This is a genomic window from Flavisphingomonas formosensis (assembly GCF_009755815.1).
GTDB lineage: Bacteria > Pseudomonadota > Alphaproteobacteria > Sphingomonadales > Sphingomonadaceae > Flavisphingomonas > Flavisphingomonas formosensis.
Genome location: NZ_WRPK01000005.1, coordinates 372,487 through 385,194 on the forward strand (window position 1 = coordinate 372,487; position 12,708 = coordinate 385,194).

7 protein-coding genes are annotated in these 12,708 nt (G+C 65.6%); 3 read left to right on the forward strand and 4 right to left on the reverse strand.

Annotated features, from left to right (window positions below; genetic code table 11):
* Nucleotides 1-3: 3 nt before the first annotated feature.
* Genes GQY20_RS16270 through GQY20_RS16285 form a run of 4 tightly spaced genes read right to left on the reverse strand, consistent with a single transcriptional unit; the run spans nucleotide 4 to nucleotide 8,272 of the window.
* The gene (locus GQY20_RS16270) at nucleotides 4-3,315 is read right to left on the reverse strand and encodes an amidohydrolase family protein (protein WP_157218153.1); all 3,312 of its coding nucleotides are present in this window, start codon (nucleotides 3,313-3,315) and stop codon (nucleotides 4-6) included.
* Entirely contained in the window at nucleotides 3,315-4,586 is a 1,272-nt protein-coding gene (locus tag GQY20_RS16275) for an amidohydrolase family protein (protein WP_157218154.1), read from the reverse strand. Before GQY20_RS16275 ends, GQY20_RS16270 begins: the two co-directional genes overlap by 1 nt.
* On the reverse strand, nucleotides 4,583-6,040 hold the full coding sequence (locus GQY20_RS16280) for an amidohydrolase family protein (RefSeq protein ID WP_198351005.1): 1,458 nt from the start codon (nucleotides 6,038-6,040) through the stop codon (nucleotides 4,583-4,585). Before GQY20_RS16280 ends, GQY20_RS16275 begins: the two co-directional genes overlap by 4 nt.
* Before the next feature lie 27 nt (nucleotides 6,041-6,067).
* The gene (locus GQY20_RS16285) at nucleotides 6,068-8,272 is read right to left on the reverse strand and encodes a TonB-dependent siderophore receptor (RefSeq protein ID WP_157218155.1); all 2,205 of its coding nucleotides are present in this window, start codon (nucleotides 8,270-8,272) and stop codon (nucleotides 6,068-6,070) included.
* A gap of 503 nt (nucleotides 8,273-8,775) precedes the next feature.
* Here GQY20_RS16285 and GQY20_RS16290 point away from each other — a divergent pair.
* The 3 genes from GQY20_RS16290 (at nucleotide 8,776) to GQY20_RS16300 (ending at nucleotide 12,696) form a co-directional block, all read left to right on the forward strand.
* Nucleotides 8,776-10,830: a PQQ-dependent dehydrogenase, methanol/ethanol family gene (locus tag GQY20_RS16290; RefSeq protein WP_157218156.1), complete on the forward strand. Its 2,055-nt coding sequence runs from the start codon at nucleotides 8,776-8,778 to the stop codon at nucleotides 10,828-10,830.
* Between the two features lie 146 nt (nucleotides 10,831-10,976).
* A complete protein-coding gene (locus tag GQY20_RS16295; protein ID WP_157218157.1) occupies nucleotides 10,977-11,696 on the forward strand; it encodes a TetR/AcrR family transcriptional regulator in 720 nt (239 codons plus the stop codon).
* A gap of 184 nt (nucleotides 11,697-11,880) precedes the next feature.
* Nucleotides 11,881-12,696: an enoyl-CoA hydratase/isomerase family protein gene (locus GQY20_RS16300; protein WP_157218158.1), complete on the forward strand. Its 816-nt coding sequence runs from the start codon at nucleotides 11,881-11,883 to the stop codon at nucleotides 12,694-12,696.
* The last annotated feature ends 12 nt before the right edge of the window (nucleotides 12,697-12,708 follow it).

Sequence of the window (12,708 nt, forward strand, 5' to 3'; positions counted from 1 at the left end):
CCGTTACCGGGGAAGCGTCTGCGCGATCGCATCATCCCGTGCGAACCAGCCCGGGGGAGCCACGCGAAGCATCGGCCAGATCTCATCCAGCGTCGCCGCGTCGTAAAGGCGCCCGTCGCGCATCACCGCGGCGACCGCGCGGGCGTTGCGCACATCGATCAGCGGATCGGCGGTCAGGATCACCAGGTCGGCGCGCTTGCCGGGTTCGACGCTGCCCAGATCGGACTTGCGTCCGATCGTTTCGGCCGAACCGATGGTCGCGGCGTGGAGCACGGCCATCGGCGCCATGCCGCCCTTGGCATGCGCCTCCATCTCATAATGGAAACCGATGCCGGGGGTCTCGCCATGGCTGCCGATGCCGACCAGGCCTCCGCTTGCCTGTAAAGCCGCGGCATCGGCGGCGATGGCGGGAAAGCGATATTCGCCGATCACCCGCCATTCGCGGGACAGGAGCAACTGGTCGGCGAAGCGGCGTGGCCAGAAATGAAGGATCTTGCCATCGTCATGGGGATCGTCGGAGGAGATCGACCAATCCTGGCCCGGCGGCCCGCCATTGGTGATTTCCAGCGTCGTCGTATAGCTGGTTCGCGCGAAACGCAGCAGCTCCAGCACGTCTTTCTGCAAGGGGGCGGCGACGAGCGCATGCTCGTTGCCCGCGAAGCCGTCGAGGATCTGCGTGAGGTCCAGCTTCATCGAGAGCGCGCCCTCCGTGGTCGGCTGCATGCCCAGCCGGGCACATGCCTCCGCCACCCATTGCCGGACCTTGCGGCTGCCGGTGCGATATTCCTTGATGTTGCGCAGCCCATAATCGTCGCGATAGCGCCCGATCACCGCCATCGCTTCGTCGAGGGAGGTGAAACGCTGCATCGAGAAGAGCGCGACCCCGGTCTGCCGGATGCGCGGCCCCACCATCAGCCCGGCATCGAGCATGTCCTGATAGGCCAGCATGTCGATCGTGAGCGTCGAAGGATCGAAGCTGGTGGTGACGCCATAAGCGAGGCGCGCGCCGATGCCCCAATCGTCGAGGCCGAGCACGTCGCGCCGGATCGTCGAGACATGGTCGTGCGTGTCGATGAAGCCGGGCAGGATGGTCTTGCCGGTCATGTCGCGGACCGGCGTGCCGGGCGGTACCGGAAAGCTGCCCGCCGGCCCGACCTTCGCGAAGCGGCCGTCTTCGATCAGAATATCGGCCCGATCGATCACGCGATCGCCGCCGGCCATCGTCAGCAGCCTGCCGCCACTAAGCAGCAGGCGACCCGGCGCGACGGCCGCGCGCGGCAGCTCGATCGGCGCGACATAGCGCGTCTCGTCCGTTTCCGCATCCGCAACCCAGCTCGGCGCGCCGGCCGGCGCGAGCGAGATGCTGGCGAGCGGCCTGGCATGAAAGGTCGATCCGCTCGACCAGCCGATCGTCCGGCCATCCGCCGACCATTCGAAATAGTCGGCGCCGCCCTGGGTGATCCGGCGGTGCGGCAGATGCGGATCGGAGAGATCGATTGTCGTCCCTGCTGCTGGCGCCGCGACCAGATGGAGCTGCTGCGCGACTTGCGCGAGCAGCCATTTGCCGTCGGGGCTGATGCGCATGTCGTCGACCGGCACCGCCCCGTCCTGGAAATACCAGCCCGGCCCTTTCACCTGGATGGCCGGTCCCAGCGCGCCGCTGGCGGGATCGACGGCGCGCAGCCCCGCGTCGGTGAACAGATGGAGCGTGCCCGCCGCGAACTGGGGCCTGCCGCCCATCATGCCGCGCGTCACCACATGCGCCGCGCCGCCTTCGGCCGGAAGATCGACCAGCTCCGCCTCGCGCAGCTTGCCATATTCCATGAAGGTGTCGAGCCGGGCCTGCTGGCTGGACCGGATCGCGTAGATGCGGCGGCCGTCCGGGGAGAAGACCGGATAGCTGTAATAGGCCGGCACGTCGCTGAGCCTGCGCGGAGTGGCCGATCCGTCGACCGGGGCGGACCAGATGGCGCCGCCATTTCTTTCGCTCCAGCGGATCCATAGCAATGTCCGGCCGTCGGGGCTCCAGCTCGGCTGGAAAGCGGGATCGCCCTCGATCGCGAAGCGGCGCGGGCGCGCGGTGCCGTCGAGCGGCATCAGATAGAGCCGGCCGAGCGCGGAAAAGGCGAGGGTGCGGCCGTCCGGCGAGGCGACGGGCGCCATGATCAGCCGAGCCCGCACCGGGCCGCTCTCTTCGCGAATATCCTGCCGCGTCGACGGGCCGACGGCGAGATCCACCGCCGCCTCGAACGCGATCGGGACAGCCGTGCCGTCCGCGATCGCGATCCTGCGCATCTCGCCGCGCACGCTGATCAGGATCGCCTGCCCGTCCGGCGTGAAGGCGAATCGCGGCAGGATATCCTGCCACATCGCAGATTGGAGCTGATCGTGCTCGACCGGGAAGGCGAGGCGCCGGTCGATGCCGGTCGTGAGATCGAGCAGCCGGAGCTCGGTCTGCCCGGAGGTGCGCCGCGCATAGGCGAGCAGACGTCCGTCCGGTGACGGCATCGGCCGGAAGGCGCTGAGCGGATGGTCCGCTTTGCGCCGGGCATCCTGTTCGGTGACGATCGTCTCGTCCTCGCCGGTAGCAAGGTCGCGGCGCATGATCGACCAGTCGTCGAGATCCTCGAAGGCAAGGCCGCCGACATGCTGGGCGAAATAGAGATAGCGCCCGTCGCGCGAGGGCGCGGCGCCCAGGCTGCTACGCCAGCTACCATGCGGCGCAGCGGCGGTGTCGCGGATCGGCACGATCAGCTTGCCCTGGCCGTCCAGCCCGTAGCGCCACAATTCGTAATTGTTGAGATCCGGACGGTAGCGGCTGACGAAGATCGCCTTGCCGTCGGCAGCCCAGGCGGGGGAGGTGAGCACCGTATCGTCATCGCCGAAGCTGATCTGGCGGGAATTGCGCCCGTCGAGATCCGCGATCCAGAGATTGTCGGCGCCGGAGCGATCGCTGACGAAGACGATATGCCTGCCGTCCGGCGAAACCGTCGGCTGCGTGTCGAAGGGCAGGCCGTTCGAGAGCGCGGTCGCCCGTCCGCCGCCGGCCGGCATCGCATAGAGATCGCCGAGCATGTCGAACAGGATGGTCTTGCCGTCGGGCGTGACGTCCAGCGACATCCAGGTGCCGCGATCGGTATCGAAGCGCAGCCGGCGGGCGGCCTTCATCGGCAGCGTCTGGCCGGCGGGCTGGAGCGGGCGTGGCGCGTCGGCGACTTCCCGGCCGGTCACCGTGACCGGAGGCTCGCCACCCTCATGGGCCAGTGCGGCGGAAGCGGCCGAGGCGAGCAGCAGCAGTGCGAAGAGGGTGCGCATCAGCGATAGGCCGGAGGCATGGGGTCATTGGTCCTGGCCGGCGCATAGCGCGCGGCGAGTGCGGATTGGCGGGTGGCGAGCGATACCGGCTTGCCGGCGATCAGCATCGTGGCCGGCGCGCTCGACGGTTCCAGCGGATCGCCATCCCAGATGACGATATCCGCGTCCGCTCCGGGCGCGAGCAATCCGCCGGCCATGCCCCAGATCCGGGCCGGCGCCAGCGTGACCGCCTTCAACGCGTCGGCATAGGGCAGGCCGTTGGCAACAGCGAGCCCCGCCCCGCCGCGCATGGCGAGGCCGGCGTCATAGCTCAGATAGATGCCGTTGCCGGAGACGGAGAAGGCGATCGTCACCCCCGCCTTGGCCAGCAGCGCGGCATTGTCGAGCCGCGCGCCGACGGCGTCGAAGGTGACGGGGAGGTTCAGCTCGGCATCGAGGATCACCGGCACATGGGCAGCGGCGAGCGGCGCCGCGACGCGCCAGGCCTCCGCACCGCTCATCAGCACGATGCGGATATGCTGATCGGCGGCGAGGCGCAGCGCTTCGCGAATGTCGCTCTCGCGATCGGCCCGGATCGCGAGCGGCACGGTGCCGGTCAGCACCGGCGCCAGGGCCTCGGCATCGAGATGGTTGAGCAGCTGGTCGCGCGGGCCGGGGGTCTTGCGCGCGGCATAGCGGCGCGCCTCGTCCAGCGCGTTGCGCAGCAGCGCCCATTGCGCCGCGCGCGATCCGCCCGCCTTGGCGAGGCCGGCATCGCCGACCGCCGCGAAGATCGCGGCCCGGCGCCGTTCGACGATATCGCCTTGCGGCACCAGGCGGATCGTCGCGCCCGCGCCGCTGAACGGCGCTGTGGCCGCCGCGCCCGGATAGATCATCGCGCGGGTCAGCCCGTCGGCGCGCGCGACGGGTATCAGCGTGGAATTGGGATTGATCGCCGGCGCGATGTCGAAGGCCGGCCCCAGCGGCCCGGCATCGACTGAATGGTCCACCGTGTCGCTCGCCTCGGCCACCTCGGCGAGGCCGAGCTGGGTGGCGGGATTGACCAGGCCCGGTGTCACCATCCGTCCGGCCGCATCGATCACGCGCGCCCCGCCAGGCACCGCGCCATGCGCCGCGACCGACAGGATATGGCCATTGTCGATCAGGATCGTCGCGTCCTCGACCGGCGCGCTCGCGATCGGAAAGGCGCGGGCATGGACGATCGCCAGCGGTTCCGCGGCGGCCGCCTGCGCCAGGACGGCGAAGAGACATGCGGCGGCGAGACGGATCATCGGCGCGGCTCCGGTGCCCGGCCGATCTCGAAATCGGGCCGCGGCTGCCGTGCGGGATCGGACCGATCGAAGGCGATCGCGCCATCCACGAACACGATGTCGGCATGGGCGTAGACGCTGAACGGATCGGCGGACCAGATCACGGCATCGGCATCCTTGCCAGGCTCGAGGCTGCCTACCCGATCGGCGATGCCCATCGCCTTTGCCGGGTTGGCGGTGACCCAGGCGATGACATGTTCGGGCGGCAGGGAGAGGCCGGCCCGCCGGCCCGCCGCCGCGGCCTTGCCCGCCTCGACGTTCAGCCGCTGCCCGAGTACGGGGGAATCGGAATGCATCATCGCACAGCCGCCCGGCGCGGCATCGACGAAGGCGGCATTTTCGCGGATGGCGTCGAGCGCTTCCATCTTGAAGCCCCACCAGTCCGACCAGACGGCGGCGCAGACCTGATTCGCGGCCAGCAACGGCGCGATCTTGTACGCCTCCACCGCATGATGGAAGGCCGCGATGCGGAAGCCTATGGCGTGGCTGAGATCGAGCATCGTCGCCATCTCGTCCGATCGGTAGCAATGCATCTGCACCGCGATATCGCCGTTGAGCACGGCCGCGAGCGTATCGAGCTGGGGGTCGTCGGTCGGCGGATCGTCATCTTCCTTGCCGGTCAGATACTCGTCCCACTCGTGCATATAGTGGCGCGCCTTGGCGAAGGCCTGGCGGATGAACTGGATCTCCCCCTGGCGGCTGGTCGGCCCGCGGCCCTTTTCCACATCGGTGCCCTTGGGATTCTCCCCGCAGGCCATTTTCATGCCCCAGGGCGCGCCGGGCATCTTCATCGCCTGCATCGTCGTCGCCGGAATGGGATGGAGGATGACGGAGCGGCCGCCGAAGATCGGGCTCGATCCCGGCAGGATCTGCAACGTCGTGACGCCGCTGGCCAGCGCCTTCGCAAAAGCCGGGTCCTGCGGATTGACCGCGCTTTCGATCCAGGTTCCCGCCGCATTGGGATCGGACATTTCGCTGACGTCGGAGGCATTCGCGTCGGCTGCCGTCAGCGGCACCACATAGGTGCCGTCATGGCTGTGGACGTCGATGATCCCCGGCGTGACCCAGCGGCCATGGGCATCGATCTGCCGCGCGCCCTTGCCGTCGAGCTCATGTCCGATCGCCGCCACCTTGCCGTCGTGCAGCAGGATCTGGCCATCGTCGATGCGGTGGCCGGCGCCGTCGAGAATGGTGGCGTGGACGATCAGCGTGTCCGCGCGCGGCAGCGGCTTGTAGGTGCTCGGAAAGAGATCGCGCAGATAGGGCGCCGCCTCGTTCGGCCGCGCGGGATCGGACGGCCCGTGGCGGCCGTACCCGCCACGCTCGCGCGGCGGGCCATCCATTTGCGCCGGCGCCGGTCCGCAGGGAAGAAGCATCAGCAGGGGAGCGAGGGCTCGCAGCAGATTTGCCTTCATCCCTCGCTGTCCCCTACTTGCCCGAGGTCAGAACTTCATTGTCACCGTACCGATCACCTGCCGAGCCTGGCCGTAGACGCAGTTGATCATGCTGGCACAGCGAGCGATGTATTTCTTGTCGAAGATGTTGGATCCGTTCACCGCGAAGCGCCAGCCCGGCAAGTCATAGTGAAGGATCGCATCGAACAAGGTCACATTACCGGCGTAGAAGACCGGCATGTTTGCAATGGCTGAGCCAGTACCGGACGGCAGATTGCCCGCGCTCTTGCTGTTGTGTCGTACACCGAAACCGCCACCGAGACCGGCCAGGAAGCCCTTCTGCGTGGTATAATCGGCGAAGAGAGAGATTTTGTTCTTCGGCGTCGTTGGCATCGGGAAGCCGACGTCCCCCGGCGCATTGTCGCTGCTCTTCACTTCGCTGTGATTATAGCTGTAGGACGCGTTCAGGGTAAGCTGGTCGTTGATGCGGCTCACCACTTCGAATTCGGCGCCATAGACCTCGACATTGCCGCCCTGGCTCCCGCCGACCGGCAGAAGACCGGTTTGCGCGGAGACGAAATTGGTCTGTTTGAGATCGAATACCGCCACCGTGGCGAACAGTTTGAATCCCTGCGGCAGGCCGCGGGCATCATATTTGATGCCGCCTTCCCATTGCTTGGTCGAGGTGGGCTTATAGGGATTTTTGTCTCCATCCACGCCCAATACGGGTTCGAACGACGTCGCATAGCTCACATAGGGCGCGATGCCGGACTCGGTGACATAGTTGACGCCGACGCGATAGGTGAACTTATGGTTCTTCTGTGGCTCGACGAACGACGGGCCATCAGCTTTGACCCAGTCGTAACGGCCGCTCAGCATGACGAAGAGATTGCCGAACTTGAGCTGATCCTGCGCATAGACGCCTGTCTGCCTTAGGCGCTGGGTCGCATAGGCAAAGGGATAGCCGATGTCCTGTGCAAATTGCGGATCGTAGACCGGATTGAACGCGTCGAGCGTGCCGGCAAACACAAAGCCATAACGCGCGACGTTTCGAACGTTGCGATAATCGACGCCGACGAGCAGCTTGTGCTCGATCGATCCCGTATCGAAGTTGGCGTCGATGCGATTGTCGGTCGTGAAGCTGTTGACCTGCTCCTGATAGCTGAAATTATACTGCCTGAGCGTACGATAATAAGTCGGCAAGCTGGGATCGTCCACGTTGGTGAAGCCACCACCGCTGTAGAGGCCAATCGGCGTATTTTCCTTATAATGGCTCCACTTTGTGTTCGAGTGGAACGTGATCGCATTGCCGAAGCGGTGCTCGAAATCATAACCCAGGCCATATTGGCGCCGCTCGAACAGATCGTTGGGATCGTCGAGATTGGTCGATCGGCTGATCTTGCCGTTGGGATTGGGCAGCAGCGTGCCATAGATGGGCAGGAAGCCGCCGGCGCCGCCCTCGACCTTGTCATACTGATAATAGGCAAGGCCGGTGAGCTTCGTGTCGGGGCCGAGCTTCAGCGTCGCGGTCGGCGCGGCGAGGATGCGCTTGCGATTGGTATGGTCGATCTCGCTTCCCGCGTTGCGGTACAGCGCCGTCATGCGGACGTCGAGATAGGGGGCGGCCGGGCCGGTGACCGTCATCGCGGCTTCGCCGAAGCCATGCGTGCCATATTTGCCCTGGATCTCCCCGCCGAACTCGCTCGAGGCGCGACGGCTGGTCTCGTTCAATATGCCGCCCGGGGGCGCCGAGCCGTAGAGCGCAGAGGACGGGCCTTTGAGGATGTCGAGCGACTGGAAGGCGTAAAGATCGACGCCAGTCGAAGCGATCGTGCTCGTGGCCGGGACCGCGAGACCATCGATATACTGTTTCGGCGTAAAGCCGCGCACGGTCACGAAGTCATAGCGCGGATCGGCGCCGTAATTCTCGCCGAACGCACCCGAGGTGTAACGAACGGCCTGCTGTATGTCGATGAAGTTGAGCAGGTCGATCTGGTCTCGCGTGATCACGGAGATCGACTGCGGCGTTTCGATCAGCGGGATATTGGTCTTGTTCGCCGTGATCGTGCCGTCGGGCACATAATGGCGCGCGGTCACGACGATCGAGCCGTCATCATTCTTTACCGTCTTGATCGACGCGGCGTCGCCCTGATCGGCGCTTTGTGTCGTGTCCTGCGCAAGCGCGGCCTGCGCGAAGCTGAACGTGGCGCTCGCAAGAAGGAGCAGCCTGGACGATCGACGTAGGTAAACCATGGTAACCCCCTCTATGTGAACGCGTCCCTGCCTGTGGTTTTCTGATTTCTATGGGTTCATCCTAACCGATCAGGCCGTGGCCCCTTTCACGCAATCGGGTCCAATTCTATTTTGGGCGGGCCGAAAGACATGCCGGTGACGAGGCCGGGCCTGCGCAGCAGGTGCCGGATTGCCGGGCGGCGCCAGACCGGTGAAAATTGCGTTCAAGTATATTTTGTTGCGCGCCTGCTTTTGGGTTGATCCAGCGAGAAACGGAGAGGGGATGGAGATCGGCACGGTCGCCATCGCGGTGGCGTTGCCGTGCCGTCCAGCTTCGGCGGCAAGGCACCCACCGCCACGATCGCCAGGGGAAGGCATTCTCCGGCAAGTCTGGGCGGCCGTGCCGCATCGGCCAGGATTAAATCTGTGAGACGGCTTTGCCCTGCGTTGACATGGTACCAGAAAATGCACAATGGTGCAGAAAATTCCTCGTCATACGCGGCGAGACGAAGAGAGGAGCGCACATGAAAGCGAAGGTTGCGAGCATGGTGGTCTGCGGAGCGGCGAGCCTCGCCCTCGGCGCCGCCCTTCTCTCCCAAGCTCCCGCGACGGCCGGCGGCCAGGCCACCGAAGCCAACTGGTCCAGCTTCGGCGGCACCGCCGACGAGCAGCATTACAGCCCCCTCGCGCAGGTGAATGACAAGAATGTCGGCCAGCTCGGCCTCGCCTGGTATCATGATCTCGATACGTTCGATTCCTACACCCAGCCGCTGGCGGTCGACGGCGTGCTCTATTTCGCGGTCGGGCTCAGCGTCGTCCATGCGATCGACGCGAAGACCGGAAAGCTGCTCTGGCAATATGATCCGGACGTGGCAGGGCAGCCGGAGGCCAGGACGCGGATGCGCGCAGGCTGGGGCACGCGCGGCATCGCCTATAAGGACGGCATGGTGTTCACCGCCACGCGCGAAGGGCGGCTGGTCGCGCTCGATGCGAAGACCGGAAAGCTGCGTTGGCAGGTCAAGACGCTGGACGAGGCCGAGAATGGCTACATCACCGGGCCGCCCTGGGTTGCGGGCGATGTGGTGGTCACCGGCTTCGGCGGCGCGGATTACAGCCCGACGCGCGGCTATGTGACCGCCTACGACATCAAGACCGGCAAGAAGGCCTGGCGCTGGTATGTCGTGCCGGGCGATCCGGCGAAGGGCTTCGAAAACAAGGCCATGGAAATGGCCGCGAAGACCTGGACGGGCGAATGGTGGAAATATGGCGGCGGCGGCACCGTCTGGCACGCCATGGCCTATGACAGGAAATATGACCGCATCTATATCGGCACCGGCAACGGCTTCCCGTGGAACGAGAAGATCCGCAGCCCCGGCGGTGGCGACAATCTGTTCCTCGGCTCGATCGTCGCGCTGAATGCCAAGACCGGCGAATATGTCTGGCATTATCAGGTGAATCCGGAAAACAGCTACGACTTCAACGATGCGATGGATATCGAGCTCGCCGATGTGACGATCGGCGGCAAGCTCACGCCGGTGCTGATGCATGCGCCGAAGAACGGCTTCTTCTACGCGATCGACCGGAGCAACGGTAAGCTCATCTCGGCGGGCGAATTCTCCAAGCAGAATTGGGCGAAGAGGATCGATCCCAAGACCGGCCGGCCCGAGCTCAACCCGGAGGCGCTCTATCCGGACGGCAAGGCGTTCATCATCTATCCCTTCCCGAACGGCGCGCACGGCATTCAGGCCATGTCGTTCAGTCCCAGGACCGGCCTCAGCTACATCCCGGTGATGGAGGGTGGCCGCGTTGTTACCGATCCGGCGAACGTCAAGGATTGGCGGTACAAGCCCGGCATGTTCGTGAACACCGGCCTCGGCGCTCCGCCGGCGGGGCTCACGCCGCCGCCGGCCAAGAGCATGCTGGTGGCCTGGGATGTGGCGCGCAACAAGATCGCCTGGTCGATCCCGCAGCCCGGCGTCTTCAATGGCGGCACCATGGCGACCGGCGGCAACCTGGTGTTCCAGGGCCTGAACGACGGCAGCTTCAACGCCTTTGCGGCGGACAGCGGCCGCAAGCTATGGTCGTTCGCCGCGCAGAACGGCATCCTCTCCGCGCCGATCAGCTATACCGTTGGCGGCAAGCAATATGTCACGGTGATCACCGGCTTCCGCAGCAGCCAGGCGAACACGCCCAGCTGGGATTATACCGAGCAGCGCCGGCGGGTGCTCACCTTCGTGCTCGGCGGCAGGCAGGCGCTGCCCAAGCTGGAGCTGGTCGACCGGTCTAACCAGGACGATGCGGCGTTCACCGTCGATCCCGCCAAGGCCAAGATCGGCGCGGGCATCTACAACACGTCCTGCGTCATCTGCCACGGCATCGGCATGATCTCCGGCGGTGCCGCGCCCGATCTGCGCAAATCCTCGGTACCGCTCGATGCCGATGCCTTCTCGTCGGTGGTGCATGACGGAGCGCTGATGCCGCGCGGCATGCCGTCCTTCGAGAATCTGTCTGCGGAGGAGCTGGAAGGCCTGCGCCACTATATCCGGCAGCGCTCGCGGGAGACGATGGCGGCCAAATGAAGCGGAGCCGCCTGCCTCTCGGTGTAGCCTGCCGCCCGGCAGCACGTGAGATCCGCCGGAGGCGGTACGGACGTCCGGTCGGGCTCAGGTTGACCCTGTGGGGGAGGCCGTGCATGAAATCTGCTCGCCCTTTAGGTTAAGAGGACATGCCATTGTTGAAGGAGAACAGCGAGCGGCCGCAGACCTATTCGAGCCCCGCGATCCTGGAGCGTCGGCAGCGAATCCTGGAGGAGACCCGCCGCGTGATCGCCGAGCAGGGCATTGCGGCGCTGAGCATGAACGAGATCGGCCAGCGCGCCGGCGTTGCAAAGCGGACGCTCTACAATGCGTTCCAGACCCGCGAGCGGATGATCGCCACCGCGATTCAGGAATATTTCGACGAATATGTCAGCCGGATCAGCTTCACGAGCCCGCCCGGCACGATGATGCACAATCTGGAACGGATGATCTCCGTCGTCCAGCGCAACCGCCGCATTCCCAACTATATCCGCGCCATCATGGCGCTCTATTTCAGCTCGGGCGTAGATAGCGACATCTGGCAGGCAATGCATTCTCTCGCCACGCGGCACAATCGCGAGTGGATCGAGGAACTGGCCGCGCACAAGCAGCTCCAACCCTGGGTGAAGGTCGACAGCTTCGTCGACGATCTCGTTCGCTACGAATATGCGACGATCAACGATTGGGCACAGCAGCGTATCGCGGACGACGAGATCCTGGTGCGGCTGATTTCCAGCTATCTGACCTTCATCCTTGGTGCGCTCAAGGGCGCGGCGCGCAAGGAGGCGGAAGCACTGCTCAAGGATCTGGTGGAGCGCGGCATGGATGCATTGCCGCTCGCCCGGCGCGGCAAGAAAGCCGGCGACTAAAACTATACCTATATGCAAATTTACTTGCGCCTCTGCCATCCTTTCGCCTAGAGCGATAGGAAATCGGGTGGGAGCCACCCGGTGGCTCGCATAGAGCGGGAAACGAGGAGCTGGGACGGGTGATCGTCTCGCTCCGGTCAGCCGGCAGCCGCCGCACCGGCTGGCACGAGGATGGGAGAGGCAGATGGCCGAGCCGACCGACGCCCGGGAAATCCTGGTCGATGAACGAGAGGATGGCGTCGTCGTCCTTACGCTCAATCGCCCCCGCGCGAAGAACACCGTATCCTTCTCGATGTGGGAGCAGTTCGCTGCCGCGCTCGACCATCTCGAAAATGCGACGCCGGCGCGCCTCCTGATCCTGCACGGTGCGGAAAATTATTTCGGCAACGGCGGCGACGTGAAGCTTCCGCCCGCCCGCGGCGAGGGCGCCCTGGCGCTCGCGGCCCGGCTGGAAATGGGGCAGCGGATCATCCGCCGGGTGCGTGCTCTGCCGGTTCCGAGCGTCGCCGTGGTGGAGGGCGGCGCCTATGGCATCTCGTGGAGCCTCGCCATGGCGTGCGACATGATCTTCGCGGCCGACGATGCGAAGTTCGGCGCGCCCTTCCTCGAATTCGGCCTCGTGCCGGACGGTGGCGCCGCCTGGTTCCTGACCCAGCGTCTCGGCCGTACCCGCGCGTCCGAGATCATCTTTTCCGGCCGCACCTTGTCCGCGTCCGAGGCCGATGCACTGGGGCTGATCAGCCGGCTGGTGCGGCCCGGCACCGCGCTCGATGAGGCGCTCGCGCTCGGCGCGACGATCGGCGACGGCAACCGCCATGCGGTGGAACTGGCCAAGCGGCTGATCGACCTGGCGGAAAATGCCGATCTGGCCGCCACCCATGCACTGGAGCTGGTCTATTGCCACAGCTGCCAGGCGGGTGAGGAAGTGCCCCGTGCCCGTGAACGCTTCAAGGCCCGCGCTGCCGCACGTGCCGCGGCCAAGGCGGCGGGGGAGGTTTAACTACTTCGTCAT